The organism is Corynebacterium sp. HMSC073B01 (assembly GCF_001838255.1).
GTDB classification, from domain to species: domain Bacteria; phylum Actinomycetota; class Actinomycetes; order Mycobacteriales; family Mycobacteriaceae; genus Corynebacterium; species Corynebacterium jeikeium_D.
On the sequence record NZ_KV836141.1, the window covers coordinates 20569 to 35547 of the forward strand.

Sequence of the window (14979 nt, forward strand, 5' to 3'; positions counted from 1 at the left end):
TCCGGAACCTACTTCTGGCCCACAATCAGCTCAGTGCCTTCAGCTGAAAGCGATGCCTGACCAGCGGGCTTACGCGACGGACCAGAAACAACCTCACCAGTAGCAATATCAAAGTGGGAGTTGTGGTTCGGGCAAATCATCACACCATTGCTGACCTCGGTGATACGACCATTCTGGTGCGGGCAGGAACTGGAGAAAGCGGCGAACTTGCCTTCCTCCGGCTGCGTGACGACGTAATTGCCGATCACCACACCGCCACCAACCGGAATGTCGGCAGCGTCAACCTTCTCCACCGCAGACTTTGGTGCACAAGCGGCTACGAGTGCGCCAGCTGCAGTGGCGGCAGTTCCCAGGAGGAAACGACGACGGGAGCACGGGGAGACATCAGAACTCATGGCACTGAGATTACCTTCATTTGATTACCTTTATTTCTGATAGGAGCGCTCACCGAAGATGGCGCGTCCCACACGCACGGTGGTCGCCCCCTCGGCGATGGCTTCGTGGTAGTCGCCGGACATACCCATTGACAGTTCGTCGAGGCTGACACCGTCCGGCAAATCCCCGAGCAGACTGTCCCGCAGCTCCCGCAGCTCCGCGAAGGTCTCGCGCACATTCGGATCATTCTGGGCCGCGATGGTCATAAACCCGCGCAGGCGCAGGTTCGGGTATTCGCCATCGGGCCCAAACATGCGGACAAACTCAGCCGCGTGGCTCGGTGCCAGACCCGACTTCTGCGGCTCGCGGGAGGCGTTGACCTGAATCAGCACATCGAGCGTGCGCTCGGAATCAGCCAAGCGACGCTGCAGTGCTCCGGCCACCTTCGGGCGGTCCAGAGCCTGAAACTCATCGGCACAACTGACCAAGTGGCCAGCCTTATTCGTCTGCAGCGGACCAATGATGGCCATATGTGGTGCCTTGTCGCCGAAGGCCTCCCGGAATGCCTCTGCCTTGGCCACCGCTTCTTGGACGCGGTTTTCCGCTAGGCCAGCGCAGCCGGCTGCTGCGAGCTCCGGCCAGGATTCCACCAGGGCGTCGACAGGCACAGTCTTGCTGACGGGCAGCAGGCGGACCTCGGAGGGCTGGCGCCCGGCTCGTCGGCAAGCGTCGTCAATCTCGGAGCGAACCTTGCGATAGTTTTCCACGAACATACCTCCCACTCTAAGGCCTGAGTAGGAAGAACTGTGCGGTAGTGTCGAATCATGCTCATGGACAGACTCTCGACGCTTTCCGTCATGCAGAGACGGATCTTGGCAATTGTATTTGGGCTGGTGTCGCTGGTCGTTGTCATCGACTTCATCTATCTTGCGGCAACTGCCTACATGATGGACCTCGAGGTCTTCCAAGACGCCGGCTGGGCACTACGACGAGACCAGGATCTCTACTCACCAGAGTTTCCCACCAGATCGGGTTTCCGCTTCATCTACCCACCGTTTGCGGCGCTGCTGTTTTACCCGCTGACCTGGGCAGGACCGGTGACCCTGCAGATCATCTGGACATTCGCCACGCTGGCAGCGGTGTGGGCGATGCTGTGGATGGTCTTCACTCGTCTCGGCTCTGAGCGTCCGAAGCTGATGGCTACCTGCGTGCTCGGTGTTGTGATGCTACTCGACCCGCTGCGCGCCAACGTACTCTTCGGGCAGATCAACGTCTTCCTCGCGCTGCTGGTGGTCTCCGATGTGCTGGGCTTTTTGCCCAAGAAACTGCGTGGACTGGGCGTGGGTATCGCGGCGGGAATTAAGATCACCCCCGCGGCATATGCGCTGGTGTTCCTCATGCGCCGTGACTTTGCGGCCGTGGCCAAGAGCTTCTGCTGGTTCCTGGTGACCGTCGCTATTGGTTTCGCCGTGCGCTTTAAGGAGTCCATCTACTTCTGGACCGATGAGTTCTTCGCCGGCAACCGCGGTGGAGCCCCGACCTATGAGGCCAACCAGGCGTTCAGTGGTCTGCTCGCCCGCGCCGGGGTGGAGGGCACCGCGCTCGATATTGGCATCTACGGTTTCTTCCTCATCGGTGCCATCGCCGCTGCTTTCGTGGCTTGGATCTACCACCGCAATGGTTATGATGTCGCAGCCCTTGGTTTCGCTGCGCTGGCGGTCAGCTTCGCCGGGCCATATGCGGTCAGTCACCACTGGTCGATCGTCATGGTCTTCGTGCCGCTGGTGCTCTTCATCCGCGAGATTGGACACATTATTGTCGGCACCCTGTTCATGATTGCCAACTGGTGGGCACCGTACAAGGTGTTCGTGGGCAATGACTTCGGCCACGCTGCCAATGTGGGGCAGTGGTTCTACGGCAACATGCAGGGAATCATGGGGGGCGTGCTCTTCTTCACCTGCCTGGGCTACGCAATCTACCTCTGGCGCAAGCCCAGTCGCGTGCGGGCACAGGCAGCTGCTTAACGACGGCGCTTCGTTCTCGCAGTAGCCTGCTCCTCCCACGGGTTCTCCGGCCACGGGTGCTTGGGGTAACGGCCCCGCATCTCGGAGCGAACCTGTGCGTAGGCGCCATTCCAGAAACTTTCCAAGTCCTGAGTGACTGCGAGGGGTCGCTGAGCCGGTGACAGCAAATGCATTGTCACCGGCTTTTCCAATACCTGCGGGGTCTCCGCCAGGCCGAAGCACTCCTGCAACTTCACAGCCAGGACAATCTGCGCCTCTTCGTCGGTCGGGTCCTCCGGGTACTCCAGGCGAATCTTCGAACCGGAGGGGACCTCAAGGCGTTCGGGCACCAGCCGGTCGAAGTCCGTGGCCTCCGGCCAGGGCAGCAGGCGGCGGAGGTGCTCGGCATCTAGCTTGGGTGGGGTCAGACGGTCCAGCTCGCCAGCAAAGAGGAGCTCGGCCTGGGCCGCGAGCCCTGCGGGGGAGACATCCGGCCATGGATTACCGCGATGAGCGTGGAGAAAGGCCATGCGGCGGCGGAGCTGTTCGGTGTCGCGGCCGAGGTTGGAGGAGGCGTCGGTAAGCGCGTCGGCAAGCCAGGCGGAGTTGGCGGCGATGCACTGCTCGGGCGTCGGGGAGACCTGGCGGGAGGACAGTTCGATGGCGCCGAGCAGGTCGCGCTCGCGGGCGCGAACGCGGCCCTGTTCGACGCGCGCCGTGGTCTCCGTGCGGGCGAGGTGCCCGGCGGCGAGCATGGCGATTTCCAGGTCAATCGCCTCGCCGTCGCGAATCAGCGCGCGCCCATGGGAGAGCCGCGAGATGTCGGCGGCCGCGATCCATTCGTGGCCGCGCAGGTCAGAACCACGGGCGAGTTCCGCAGCGGTGCCGCCGGTGAAGAGGTATTCGTCGGAGTTCGCACTGCGGCGTCGCCCGATGAAATCCGGCCACGCCAGGGCCGTGACCAGCGCGGGGATGTCCGAGGGCAGCAGGTTGGCGGGGGCCTCAGTATCCAGCTCAATGCGGCGCACCTGCTTGACCAAGCCGCGGGCATCGGTGAGTTTCTCCACTGCGCGTGCGACCGCGTCGGCGTGCTCCGGCATCATGGCCGTGGCGGTCAGCAGCGCGCGTCCCATGCGCGGATGCACCGGCAGGGTAGCCAGGGTGTGGCCGAGTTCCGTGATGTCACCGGCCTCATCAACAGCGCCCAGACCAGCCAGAATGCGGTTTGCGACCTCCGCGTGGTGGGGTGGTGGGGCGTCGAGAAGCTTCAGTCCCTGCATCCCAGGCGTGCCCCACGCGGCGGCGTCGAGGAGCGCCTGGGTCAGGTCGGCGACCTCGATTTCCGGCGCGGGCCAGGCGGGAAAGGACGCGAATTCCGACTGGGAGACGCAGCGCACCACGATGCCTGGGCCTTCACGTCCCGCTCGGCCTGCGCGCTGGTTCGCCGAGGACTGTGCACACGAGCTGGTGACCAGGCCGGAGAAGCCACGCGCAATGTCGAGTCGCGGTCCGCGCGCGAGGCAGGCGTCGACAACGGCGCGCACGCCCGGCACAGTCACGGATGATTCCGCAATCGCGGTGGACACAATTACGCGTCTACCATCCGCTTGCCGACGGAACACGCGGTCCTGCTCCTCGGAGCTCTGCTGGCCGTGCAGCGTCAGCACCGCCACCTCCGAGGAGTCCGCGATATAACCGGCGCAGCGTTCCACCTCGCGGATGCCGGGGAGGAAAACCAGCACATCACCGGCGGCTTCTTCCGCGAGTGTGCTGGCCTGTGCAGCAACGTGCTGCAGGAAGTCGTCGGTCACACCGCGTGCATCCAGCCGCTGCGGAAAGGGCGCGTAGCGGATGTCCAGCGGGAAGATCTCTGCCTCCGCCGCCACAATGGGGGCCGGGGTGGAGCCGCCGAGCAAGGCCGCGAACTTCGGTGCGTCCACCGTTGCCGACATAGCGACAAGGCGCAGGTCATCGCGGATATCCCGCAGGTCGCGCACCATTGCCAACGCCAGGTCGGTGTCCAAGCCGCGTTCATGCACCTCATCGATGAGCACCGCGCTGGCATCCACATCGCCGTCGCGCAGCAGTCGGCGCAGCAGCACACCGGGAGTGACAAACTCCACGCGGGTGGCGCGGGAAACTTTTGCGTCGCCACGCACCGAGTAGCCAACTTCCTCACCGAGCTTCGTGCCCGACAGCTGCGCCAACCGCCGCGCTGCCGAGCGCACCGCCACGCGCCGGGGAGCCGTGACCACAATGCGGCCGCCCAGGGTGTTGGCCACCGCCGGTGGAACCAAAGTGGTCTTGCCGGTACCCGGTGGGGCCTGGACTACTACGTCGTGGTCGCGCACGGCGTCGGCAAGCGAGGCGAGTTGCGACGCGAACGGCAGGCCTGCAGAAATGTTCTGCAAATTGAACTGGATTTCGGTGCTCATAGAACTGGTAGTAACTCCGGAAAGACGGGTAAAGTGCCCGCATATGCAGGACTTATCTCGTTTTGGTTGGCTTTCAGTGGGGGCGGCGGTCGTCACCATCGCGCTGAAGTTTTGGGGCTACACTCTGACCGGATCGGTGGGCCTGCTTTCCGACGCGACGGAGTCGATTGTCAATCTGGTTGCGGCAGTTGTCGCAATTATTGTGCTCAAGGTTATCGCGCGGCCCGCGGACCGTGATCATGAGTTCGGCCATTCCAAGGCAGAGTACTTCTCGGCCGGGCTGGAAGGTGCCATGATCTTCGTGGCGGCGGCGGCCATTATTTATGTCGCCATCGAGCGGTTGGTGAACCCGCAGCCGATTGAGCAGATTGGCCTGGGCCTCGTCGTGACCGTAATTGCCTCGGTGATCAATGGTGCGGTGGCGCTGATTCTGCTTAAGGCCGGGCGCCAACACAACTCCCTGGCTCTGACCGCCGACGGCAAGCATCTTATGACCGATGTGTGGACCTCCGCCGGTGTTCTGGCGGGTGTGGCTCTGGTGTGGATTACTGGCCTGTGGTGGCTCGACCCGATTATCGCGCTGGCGGTGGCCGTAAACATCCTGGTCACCGGTTTCAAGCTGCTGCGCGATTCCGGTAACGGCCTGATGGACAAGGCCATGGAGGGCGAGGACCGCGTGGCGGTGGACGAGATTTTGGCCTCGCACCGCAATCGGAATCGGGGCATTGACGTTCACGAGATTCGCACTCGTGTGTCGGGGCATCAGCAGTTCATTGAGTTCCATGTGCTGGTGCCGGGCGCGTGGAGCGTCGAGCGCGGCCACGATGTGCTCACTGCGATGGAGGATGAGCTGCGGGAGCGCTTCCCGGGTGTGCATATTTCCTCGCATCTGGAGCCGATCGAGGACGAACGCGCCTATGGGGATGTGCAGTTGTAACGCGCGTGAGGCAAATTCCACGAAAGCGCTGAAAGTGATGAGCCTTACACTTTAAGATTGTGAATACAAAATCATGCACTGTTTAAGTCCACTCGAAGGAACTGCATAAATGACCTCCGAAGCCTCAACCACTTCCACTGGGGATAGCCGTTTTTCCGCGAAGAGCCCGAAGTTGCCGGAGCCGTGCCCTCGGCAGGACATCATTATTCCGGCAAATGACCGCGTCCTGCTGCGCGGAACCATGTTCCGCCCGAAGGAGAACCCAGAGAACATTCCCAACGGCATCATCACCGTTCACTCCGGTACCGGTGTGCCGCAGGGTTTCTACCACCGTTTCGCTGAGACCGTGGCAGAAAAGGGCTACGGCGTTATCACCTATGACTACCGCGGAATTGGCCAGTCCGCTCTGAAGACTGACCAGAACAATGAAGACATCCGGATGTCGGACTGGATCACCAAGGATATTCCGGGTGTGATTGAGTGGGCCAAGGAGACCTACCCGGACGTGCCGCACTTCGCTGTCGGTCACGCGGTTGGTGGTCACGGCATCGTCTACGCCGGCTCCGAGGGCACCTATGACGCAGCGGCGTTGGTCAACTGCCGCGGTATGCGTATTTCCAAGGTGCCGTCCGTGGCGGGCAAGGTCCGCGCATTCTTCATCTTCAATATTCTCGGCCCGATTAGCGGTTTCATCACTGGCCACATTCCGGCGTCGGCGTGGCGTCTAGCTGTTGAGCCGCCGAACGGTGTCATGCGTCAGTGGGCTCGCTGGGCTCGCAAGGAAGGCTACTTCTTCGACGATTCCGAGTTCGACTTCGCTAACCGCTTCTCCAAGGCTCCGCAGCCGTTCCTGTCCATCCGCGTTCCGGATGATTACTGGACTGAGGAGTCCTCGGCAGACCTGATCACCAATGTGATGAGCTCTGCTGAAAAGATTGAAAAGCGCCAGGCTCAGCCGGCTGGTGGCAAGGGCGTGGGCTACGGTGGTTACTTCCGCTCCGGTCACGAGAAGGAGTGGGACGAGCTGTTGGCCTGGTTCCAGGCCAACAAGGGCTAAGTAGGAGGTTTTATGGCGATTTCCCAGGTAGAAACGCCTTTCGGCGCGCTTGGAATCGCCACCTCCGCTCGCGGGGTCGTCGAAGTCAATCTCTTAGGCCCCGTGCTTGACGACGACCCCAGCGCCGCCGACCCCGAAGCGCAAGCGGTGGCGGAACAGGCAGCGCAGCAGTTCCGCGAGTACTTTGCCGGGCAGCGCCGCGAGTTTGCGCTGCCGCTGGACTGCGACATATTCACCCAGGATTCTTTCCGCGCTCGTGCGCTGACCGCACTGCGCGACGTGCCGTATGGCCAGGTTGTGACCTACGGTGAGCTCGCTGAAATGGCCGGATCACCCCGTGCCGCCAGAGCTGCCGGCTCGGCCTGTGCCACCAATCCGCTGGGCATTCTGATTCCCTGTCACCGCGTGGTGCCCGCCAGTGGGGGAGTGGGGTCTTTCGGATCCTATGCCGGCGGCCGCGAAATGAAGCGCTGGCTGCTCGAACTCGAAGGTTGGCAAACAGTTATTCTTTAATGCATGACTTCGCATTCTCCGCGCGACCAGTTCGCCACCGAATTTGAGAACATCATCCGCAACCGCCGTGCCACGCGCGTCTACGCTGACGAACCGCTTGACGACGCTGACGTGCGCCGCCTCCTGGAGCTATCTCTGGAAGCTCCCAGCGCCTTTAACATTCAGTCTCGGGCTATCGTGCGCATCGAGGACCCTGAGGTGCGCCAGCAGGTAGTGGAAGCTGCCGGTGGTCAGAAGCAGGTTGCCAATGCGCCGCTGCTGCTCGCCTTCATTGGTGAGCCGACCGGCTGGAAGCGCGGTATTCCACGCCTGGTTGAGGCCAACAAGGCGACTGGCCTGTGGGACGAAGTTGCCGCTGCCGAGCGGGAAGCCTCGATGACCTCCTTCCATAAGGTCCGCGAGGAAAAGGGTCTCTCCCGCGAGTTCGCAATCCGCGACGCCATGATTGCCGCTTCTTTCGCTATGGTCACTGCCAGCGCCTTTGGTTGGGCTAGCTCCCCGATGACGGGCTTTAGTGAGCAGAAGGTCAAGGAAGCTATCGGTGCCGGTGACACCGATGTGGCGGTAGCGCTGTTGCTGGCCATCGGTGTCCCGGGTGAGTTCCCGGCTCACCCGGGCCGTTTCGAGTTCGAGCAGCGCGCCTACACCGACCGCTACGAAGCGTAGCAGCCCTAGCCCTACAGCGCGAGCGCTACCTCAACGGCCTGGCGGATGGCACGCTTTGCGTCCAGCTCAGCGGCCACGTCCGCGCCGCCGATGATGGTGACATTGGAGTTATCGCCGGTGACGCTCTCGCGATCCTTGCCGCCCAGGCAGTCCAGATTGGATATCTGACCAGTACAGACAATCACGTTGTCAACCGCGATGACCTGTTGCTTTTCATCGATGGTGATGTGCAGGCCCTCGTCATCGATACGGTTGTAGGTGACGCCGGTGTACTGCTTGACACCGGCCTTCTTGATCTCCGCACGGTGAACCCAACCAGTGGTCTTGCCCAGGCCCTTACCGATGCGGGAGGTCTTGCGCTGCAGCAGGTGCACCTCGCGCTCGACCTCAAACTCCTCAGCCGCGCCAGAGACCGTGCCCGGCTTGGTCAGACCCGCGCGGAACTCCGCAGGGTCACCGACGCCCCAGGCGTCCTTCCAGGCCTCGATGGTCTGGTTCGGCTTGCGCGTGAGGTACTCACACACGTCCACACCGATACCACCAGCACCGATGACGGCCACCTTGTTACCGGCCTGCTTCGCACCCGAGAGCAGTTCGTCGTAACGAATGACCTTCTCGTGGTCGATACCGTCAATGCCCGGGATACGCGGGGTAACACCCGTGGCCACAATCACGTGGTCGAACTTGGCCTTGAGCTCGTCGACGTCGGCACGCGTGTTTAGGTGAACCGGAACTTCGAGCACCTCCAGGCGACGGGAGAAGTACTTCAGCGTCTCGCCATAGTCCTCCTTGCCCGGAATCTTTGCGGCGAGGTTGAACTGGCCACCAATCTGGTCGGCGGCTTCGAAGATCTCCGGGTGGTGACCGCGCTGAGCTGCGGCTTCCGCGAAAGCGAGTCCAGCCACACCAGCGCCGATGACGGCGACGCGCTTGGCCTTGTCCTTTGACACCGGCACGGATACCAGCTCGGTTTCGTAAGCCGCCTTTGGGTTGACCAAACAGGTGGAGCGCTTGGCCGCGAAGGTGTGGTCCAAGCAGGCCTGGTTACAGGCGATACAGGTGTTGATCTGGTCAGCTCGACCATCGCCCGCCTTGATGGCGAAGTCTGGGTCAGCCAGCAGTGGGCGGGCCATGGAAATCAGGTCCGCATTGCCGTCAGCGAGGATCTTCTCCGCAACCTCGGGGCGGTTGATTCGGTTGGAGGCTGCCACCGGGACGTCGACAAGCGAACGGAGACGACCCGTCAGGTCCGTGAATGCGGCGCGCGGCACGGACGTAACGATGGTGGGGACGCGTGCTTCGTGCCAGCCGATACCGGTGTTGAAGACATCGACGCCAGCCTCGACCAGACGCTGCGCGAGTTCAGTGGTCTCTGACCAAGTCTGGCCGTCTTCCACCAGGTCAAGCAGCGAAATGCGGTACTGCAGCAGGAAGTCCTCGCCCACCTCGGCGCGAATGCGACGGACAATTTCGATGGGCAGGCGCATGCGAGCCTCGGCGCTGCCGCCCCAGTTGTCCGAGCGGTGGTTAGTGCGCTCGGCCAGGAACTGGTTGAGCAGGTAACCCTCGGAGCCCATAACCTCGATGCCGTCGTAACCAGCACGTTTCGCGAGCTTCGCGGCGCGGACATAAGCGCCGATAGTGCGCGAGACATCAAAGCCGGTGAGGCGATGAGCCTTAAACGGGCTAATCGGCGACTGACCGGTATTGGCGGAGCGGGCCAGCGGGCTGTAGCTGTAACGACCGGCGTGCAGCACCTGCAGCACGATGTGGCTGCCGTGGGAGTGCACGAGGTCAGTAACGCGGCGGTGATTGTCCGCCATGCGCTTCGACGCCATCATCGAACCGGCCGGAGTCAGCCAACCTTCGATGTTGGGAGCATAACCGCCGGTGACGATGAGCCCCACGCCACCTTCGGCGCGTCGACCAAGGTAGGCAGCCAGCTTGGGGATATCACGGGTGCGATCTTCCAGGCCGGAGTGCATTGAGCCCATGATGATGCGATTGCGCAGAGTTAGAGGACCGACGTCGAGAGGGGAGAGAAGATGTGGGAAGTGAGGCTGGTCAGACATGCAACCAGTATCGCGGTTTTAGCGGCTGTGTATGAGGTGAATCGGAAAAATTCCGGCACAGTTTTATATACGTTTCACGTGGAACATCAGGTGTAAAGCACGCGCAGTCTTCGGCGCAGGAGGGTGTCGTATGACTACAGTCGGGAATATTAGTAGACGCATGTAGCAAGGAGTTGAGCCCCCATGACCTCTGAAACTTCAACTAATGGCAAGAAAGTAGCTGTAGTTACCGGTGCTTCTTCCGGTATTGGTGCAGCCACTGCCAAGCAGTTCGCAGCTGAAGGTTTCCGCGTTGTGCTGGGAGCCCGCCGCGAGGACAAGCTGGAGGCTGTCGCGGAGGAGATTCGCGCTGCCGGTGGTGAAGCGACGGTCTACAAGGTTGACGTCACCTCTGACGCCGATGTGGCGGCGCTGGCTAAGGCCGAACCGCGCGTCGACGTGCTGGTTAACAACGCCGGTGGCGCCTGGGGCATGGAATCGGTTGAAGGCGCTGTCGAGGAAAAGTGGCGCTGGATGTACGAGGTCAACGTGCTGGGCACCCTGCGCGTCACCCGCGCGCTGCTGCCCGCATTGAAGTCCACTAGCGGCATTGTGCTCACCGTCGGCTCGATTGCCGGCCGTCAGGTCTACACCGGCGGCGCCGGTTACAACGCAGCCAAGCACGCTGAGCGCGCGCTGGTGGAAGTCCTGCGTCAAGAGGTTGCTGCCGATGGCGTGCGCGTCACCGAAATCGATCCGGGGCGCGTCCACACCGACTTCTCACTCGTGCGTTTCGACGGCGACGAGACCAAGGCCGCAGCGGTCTACGATGGCGTTGAGTCGCTGACCGCCGATGATGTTGCCGACATCATTGTGTTCGCGGCCACCCGTCCGAAGCGCGTCAACATTGACTTCCTGCAGGTGACCCCCATCGACCAGGTGGGCGGCGCGAAGCCGAAGAAGTAAACCGACTACATAGAGGAGCCGTACATGAGCATCGATATTGCCGCTGACACCAAGATTGCCCTGGTCACGGGTGCAAGCCGTGGTATTGGCCTGGCGGTCGCCAAGGATCTCTCCCGTGACCACCATGTCATTGTGGGCGCTACCAGTGCTGAGTCTGCCGAGAAGGTGGCGTCGCAGTTGCCGTCGGCAAGCGTATTCGTTGCTGATCTGGGTGATACCGACGCCGTAAACGCGGAAGTGGCAAAGCTGTTGGAGGCGCTCGGTGGGCGCGGGCTGGATGTGCTCGTGCACTCGGCGGGCGTGTACGTCGATGGGGACGTGGCGGAGGTTTCGCGTGCGGACTGGTCGCGAATTATGGACATCAACGTCGTCGCCGTCGCCGACCTGACACGCCAGCTGCTGCCAGCGCTGCGCAAGGCGGAGGGCACGCTGGTAACCATCAACTCGGGCTCGGGATTCCGCGCTTCAGCTGGTACTTCACCGTATGCAGCGTCGAAGTTCGCGCTGCGGGCCTTCACCGATGCGCTGCGCGAGGAAGAGCGTGGCGCGGTACGAGTCAGCTCCGTGCACCCTGGGCGCGTCGATACCGATATGCAGGTTCAGCTGCAGTCGAATTGGCACCGCGATGATGCGGATTGGCGTTACGACGGAACGAAGTTCATGCGGCCTGAATCGATCGCAGCCGCAGTACGTCTGGCCGTTGATACCGGAGCGGATGCCAACGTGGATGAAATCCAGGTGCGCCCGCGCGGATAGCCGTGTAAAAGGTAGCGAAGATAAGCAAAAAGTGTGCCCACCAGGCGGATAGCCGGTGGGCACACTTTCGTGTGCAGGCTTCTTACTGAGCGTCCAGGTTCAGGCGCTCGTGCATTGCTTTGACCTCGCGCGGGACAACCTTGCCGATGGCGTTGCGCGGCAGGGAGTCGACGAAGAAGACGCGGTCCGGAGTGGAGTGCTCGGCCAGAGTTTCGCGGACGTACTCGCGCAGCATGTCCTCGGTGAGGTTCTTGCCGGCCTCATTGTCCTCGCGGACAACGTAGAGGAACAGGTCAGCGAAAATCTCGTCGTTTTCGTTGCTGCCGTGGCAGAAGACATCGGCGATGCCCGGCACCGGGCCCAGAATTTCTTCGACCTCGCGTGGGAAGACGTTCTCGCCGCCCTTGATCACCATGTCGTCGGAGCGACCACAGATGTACAGGTAGCCGTCCTGGTCGATACGGCCGAGGTCACCAATCTGGAACAGGCCATCGACGGTGGTGAACTTGTCCTTCTTGTTCAGGTAACCGATGAAGGAGAGCTCCTGAGCGGTGTGGATCATGCCAACCTCACCCGGCTCGACTTCCTTGCCGTCGTCACCCAGGATGCGAACCTTGGCGCCAATTGCCGGGCGACCTGCGGAGTCCGGGCGGGCTGCGAGGTCCGCGCCGGATGCGATGGAGCACAGGCCGGCCTCGGTGGAGCCGTAGAAGTTACAGATAACCGGACCGAAGCGGTGAGTCAGCGCGGAGACGAGCCAGCCCGGGATGGCGTTACCAGAGGAGACAATGAAGCGGAACGGGCCAATCTTGCGGTTCGGCTCCTCATCCAGAACATCCTTGATCTGGCGCAGGAAGAAGGCCGCGGAAATCATGCCGTTACAGCCGTACTGTTCACACTGGTCAACAGCCTTCTTCGGGTCGAAGACACGCATGGTGACAATGGTGGAGCCGGTAGCCATGCCAATCAGCACATTTGCCCAGCCCCAGGCGTGGAACATGGATGCGGACTGGTGAATGACCATGTTGCGGCGCCACGGAATACGATCGGCGATTGCACCCACAGTTGCCGGTGTCTTCGGCTCATTGCGCAGGACACCCTTCGGGATGCCGGTGGTGCCGGAGGACATGATGATGATGCGTCCCTGCTCCGGCTTCGGATCTAGCTTGGCGTTCGATGTACGACCTTCTTCAATGAGGTCTTCCATGAACACGAAGTTCTTGCCCGCGTTCTTGCGGGTCTCCGGCTTGGTCACGGAGGTAATAACGACGGTGACATCGTCGAGGTCTTCTGGCAGGTTGCCCAGGAACTCGTCATCGACGAACAGGAACTTGGCCTTATTCTGGTCAACGACACCGCGAATCTGAGTCGGGCCGGAGCCGATGTTCATCAGCATAATTTCGGAGCCGATGAATCCCTTGATGGCCATCGGCAGGATGATGCCGCGGCCGTTGCGTGCGATAACGCCGAAGCTGGACTTCTGGGTCATGCCACGGTCCATCAAGGCGCGAGCCAGGGCGTGGGCGTTGTCAAGCAGCTGAGAATAGGTGAGTTCACCGTCATCGTCGACAAGGGCGAGGCGATCCGGGTAGCGCAGCGCACTCATGGAAATCAGGCTGGCGACGGAGAACTTCAGGCGACGCAGGTAATCGAGAATCTTCGGCGCCGTCTTCGGAGTCATGTACAGGGCACCAGTACGCAGGAGTGGTGGAATCGACTGGGCAAAAGCCTTGATTTGGAGCCCAAGTGGTACTTCCGGAGCCTTCATTTCAGCTGCCATGGGTGAGAATCCTCCAAGATGATGGACAAGCGATTAATAGCGCCAAGCGACTCTTTAGTCACACTGACACCATCAGTCACAGTAGTGCGATTTTGTAACAACCAGACTTTAACAAACCTGTGCCGCGTCAAAAAGTAGTTTCCACGAAGAAAAGTAAAAAATACGCAGTCGGCGTGCGCAATGCTTTACGACGGATGCCTTTTCGCGTACGGGCTCGAGGATACAGTGTTATCAAACAGTTATAAACCGACAGGAAGCAGTGAATATAACGAAATGATAACACTGCGGTAACGAATTCAATTCTGATATTGACGTATATAACTCTATGAACCCAGGGGTTTTCGGTTGGTTTGTTTGACGGGGCGGGCAGTAGCTGAATGGCGGTCGCCCCCAGAAATTAGGGGGCTAGGAATCTTCTGAAAAATAGAAATGTTCGAGACTAGGAGGGGCGGAGGTTGCGAACACGTAGCTAAATAGGTGACATATTCGCCGGCTTGAGCCTAGAAGCGTGGTGTTGGTGAGCGCCTGAGGAAGTTGCCCTAATTCAGGGTTAGGGCGGCAAGTGCGGGCTCATCCTCTGGTGTGCAGGTGGAGAGCCAACGGTCGATGGCATCATACTCCGCCTGCGTGGCCCATAGGTGGTATTTCTGTTTTACCGCCACCTGGCGAGCGACATACTGGCAGCGAAATGGCTTATTGGCGGGTACCCAGGATGCGGCATCGCTATCCCGCTTCTGTTGATTGGCGGGGCCATCGACGGCCAAGAGGTTGAGGGGGTCATTGGCAAAGTCCTGCCGAACCTCTGGTGGGAGTTGCTGTGCCCCCTTTTGCCAGGCGTCGCTCAAGGCTACGACATGGTCGATCTGTACGGCGGAAGAGGTGTTGCGGCCGCGCTGGAAATCAATCATCGTGCCGGTATAGGGATCCAGTAACTGCCCTGAAAGCACGACGCAATCGCGACTATTTGGTTTGTACTCCTTATTAATAAGGTCACGATTCAAAACATCGTTTCGCGTGTCGCATCCGTTGTGCCCAAACTCGGCAGAGACGTCATCGCTCCAACGCTGCCCGAACTCGTCGCGCGCATAGCCGGTTTTCGGTGCCCGCCCTTTTATCTCCAGCTGGTTGAGGGCGCTACGGATGCCGTCGATAGGTGATGTGCTGGGCGCTGGGGTGTCGGGGACGTCCGGGGAGTCGGGCGCTTCAGGAATCTCGGGCGCGGGTTCCTCTGGCTCGGGCGTAAATGCGGGTGCCGGTGCCGGGCTGTATGACTGGCTCTCTGGAGTGGGGGCTGTGGGAGCCGTGCAGCCGCTGAGGATTGTCGCTGCGCCGATAAGGAGGGCGAGGCCCTGCAGTGGCGAGCGGAAACGACGGTTGGCGAGCATGGAGCTAACCATAGCGGTGGGGGCGGATTGGGTATGGAGGGAGGTTTGCTAAAGA

At 61.3% G+C, this 14979-nt stretch carries 13 protein-coding genes; 7 read left to right on the top strand and 6 right to left on the bottom strand.

Features of this window, described 5'->3' with window-relative positions; genetic code table 11:
- Positions 1–8: 8 nt before the first annotated feature.
- Both HMPREF2849_RS02155 and HMPREF2849_RS02160 read right to left on the bottom strand, forming a co-directional pair.
- On the bottom strand, positions 9–395 hold the full coding sequence (locus tag HMPREF2849_RS02155) for a Rieske (2Fe-2S) protein (protein ID WP_049172555.1): 387 nt from the start codon (positions 393–395) through the stop codon (positions 9–11).
- Positions 396–425: 30 nt separating this feature from the next.
- Positions 426–1148 (bottom strand): YggS family pyridoxal phosphate-dependent enzyme, encoded by a 723-nt coding sequence (locus tag HMPREF2849_RS02160; RefSeq protein WP_049172553.1) that lies wholly within the window; start codon positions 1146–1148, stop codon positions 426–428.
- Between the two features lie 84 nt (positions 1149–1232).
- Here HMPREF2849_RS02160 and HMPREF2849_RS02165 point away from each other — a divergent pair, with 84 nt between their 5' ends.
- On the top strand, positions 1233–2399 hold the full coding sequence (locus HMPREF2849_RS02165) for a glycosyltransferase 87 family protein (protein ID WP_246822083.1): 1167 nt from the start codon (positions 1233–1235) through the stop codon (positions 2397–2399).
- Here HMPREF2849_RS02165 and HMPREF2849_RS02170 read toward each other — a convergent pair.
- Positions 2396–4813: an ATP-dependent RNA helicase gene (locus HMPREF2849_RS02170; RefSeq protein WP_070862544.1), complete on the bottom strand. Its 2418-nt coding sequence runs from the start codon at positions 4811–4813 to the stop codon at positions 2396–2398. The genes HMPREF2849_RS02165 and HMPREF2849_RS02170 overlap by 4 nt on opposite strands.
- Before the next feature lie 43 nt (positions 4814–4856).
- Between HMPREF2849_RS02170 and HMPREF2849_RS02175 the strand changes: the two genes are divergently transcribed.
- The 4 genes from HMPREF2849_RS02175 (at position 4857) to HMPREF2849_RS02190 (ending at position 7986) form a co-directional block, all read left to right on the top strand.
- The gene (locus tag HMPREF2849_RS02175) at positions 4857–5750 is read left to right on the top strand and encodes a cation diffusion facilitator family transporter (RefSeq protein WP_070862545.1); all 894 of its coding nucleotides are present in this window, start codon (positions 4857–4859) and stop codon (positions 5748–5750) included.
- Between the two features lie 109 nt (positions 5751–5859).
- Positions 5860–6807: an alpha/beta hydrolase family protein gene (locus HMPREF2849_RS02180; protein WP_049189819.1), complete on the top strand. Its 948-nt coding sequence runs from the start codon at positions 5860–5862 to the stop codon at positions 6805–6807.
- Positions 6808–6819: 12 nt separating this feature from the next.
- On the top strand, positions 6820–7320 hold the full coding sequence (locus tag HMPREF2849_RS02185) for a methylated-DNA--[protein]-cysteine S-methyltransferase (RefSeq protein WP_070862546.1): 501 nt from the start codon (positions 6820–6822) through the stop codon (positions 7318–7320).
- A gap of 3 nt (positions 7321–7323) precedes the next feature.
- Positions 7324–7986 carry a nitroreductase family protein gene (locus HMPREF2849_RS02190; RefSeq protein ID WP_049172542.1) on the top strand — a complete coding sequence of 221 codons (663 nt, stop codon included), beginning with the start codon at positions 7324–7326 and terminating at the stop codon, positions 7984–7986.
- 11 nt (positions 7987–7997) lie between these two features.
- Here HMPREF2849_RS02190 and HMPREF2849_RS02195 read toward each other — a convergent pair whose 3' ends face one another.
- The gene (locus HMPREF2849_RS02195; protein WP_070862547.1) at positions 7998–10058 is read right to left on the bottom strand and encodes an oxidoreductase; all 2061 of its coding nucleotides are present in this window, start codon (positions 10056–10058) and stop codon (positions 7998–8000) included.
- Positions 10059–10241: 183 nt separating this feature from the next.
- Between HMPREF2849_RS02195 and HMPREF2849_RS02200 the strand changes: the two genes are divergently transcribed.
- Together HMPREF2849_RS02200 and HMPREF2849_RS02205 are read left to right on the top strand one after the other, a co-directional pair.
- On the top strand, positions 10242–11003 hold the full coding sequence (locus HMPREF2849_RS02200) for an SDR family oxidoreductase (RefSeq protein WP_049193380.1): 762 nt from the start codon (positions 10242–10244) through the stop codon (positions 11001–11003).
- A gap of 24 nt (positions 11004–11027) precedes the next feature.
- Positions 11028–11759, top strand: a complete 732-nt coding sequence (locus tag HMPREF2849_RS02205; protein WP_016421787.1) for an SDR family oxidoreductase — start codon at positions 11028–11030, stop codon at positions 11757–11759.
- A gap of 82 nt (positions 11760–11841) precedes the next feature.
- Here the strand turns inward: HMPREF2849_RS02205 and HMPREF2849_RS02210 are convergent, their stop codons facing one another.
- Both HMPREF2849_RS02210 and HMPREF2849_RS02215 read right to left on the bottom strand, forming a co-directional pair.
- Entirely contained in the window at positions 11842–13539 is a 1698-nt protein-coding gene (locus HMPREF2849_RS02210; protein WP_049193377.1) for an AMP-binding protein, read from the bottom strand.
- A gap of 539 nt (positions 13540–14078) precedes the next feature.
- A complete protein-coding gene (locus tag HMPREF2849_RS02215; protein ID WP_083327259.1) occupies positions 14079–14936 on the bottom strand; it encodes an HNH endonuclease family protein in 858 nt (285 codons plus the stop codon).
- Positions 14937–14979 lie beyond the last annotated feature (43 nt).

Bases quoted from the DNA above. Each gene is read 5' to 3' on its own strand.
- HMPREF2849_RS02175 (WP_070862545.1), top strand. From the start codon at position 4,857: ATGCAGGACTTATCTCGTTTTGGTTGGCTTTCAGTGGGGGCGGCGGTC.
- HMPREF2849_RS02195 (WP_070862547.1), bottom strand. From the start codon at position 10,058: ATGTCTGACCAGCCTCACTTCCCACATCTTCTCTCCCCTCTCGACGTC.
- HMPREF2849_RS02180 (WP_049189819.1), top strand. From the start codon at position 5,860: ATGACCTCCGAAGCCTCAACCACTTCCACTGGGGATAGCCGTTTTTCC.
- HMPREF2849_RS02170 (WP_070862544.1), bottom strand. From the start codon at position 4,813: ATGAGCACCGAAATCCAGTTCAATTTGCAGAACATTTCTGCAGGCCTG.
- HMPREF2849_RS02160 (WP_049172553.1), bottom strand. From the start codon at position 1,148: ATGTTCGTGGAAAACTATCGCAAGGTTCGCTCCGAGATTGACGACGCT.
- HMPREF2849_RS02165 (WP_246822083.1), top strand. From the start codon at position 1,233: ATGCAGAGACGGATCTTGGCAATTGTATTTGGGCTGGTGTCGCTGGTC.
- HMPREF2849_RS02190 (WP_049172542.1), top strand. From the start codon at position 7,324: ATGACTTCGCATTCTCCGCGCGACCAGTTCGCCACCGAATTTGAGAAC.
- HMPREF2849_RS02200 (WP_049193380.1), top strand. From the start codon at position 10,242: ATGACCTCTGAAACTTCAACTAATGGCAAGAAAGTAGCTGTAGTTACC.
- HMPREF2849_RS02210 (WP_049193377.1), bottom strand. From the start codon at position 13,539: ATGGCAGCTGAAATGAAGGCTCCGGAAGTACCACTTGGGCTCCAAATC.
- HMPREF2849_RS02155 (WP_049172555.1), bottom strand. From the start codon at position 395: ATGAGTTCTGATGTCTCCCCGTGCTCCCGTCGTCGTTTCCTCCTGGGA.
- HMPREF2849_RS02205 (WP_016421787.1), top strand. From the start codon at position 11,028: ATGAGCATCGATATTGCCGCTGACACCAAGATTGCCCTGGTCACGGGT.
- HMPREF2849_RS02185 (WP_070862546.1), top strand. From the start codon at position 6,820: ATGGCGATTTCCCAGGTAGAAACGCCTTTCGGCGCGCTTGGAATCGCC.
- HMPREF2849_RS02215 (WP_083327259.1), bottom strand. From the start codon at position 14,936: ATGGTTAGCTCCATGCTCGCCAACCGTCGTTTCCGCTCGCCACTGCAG.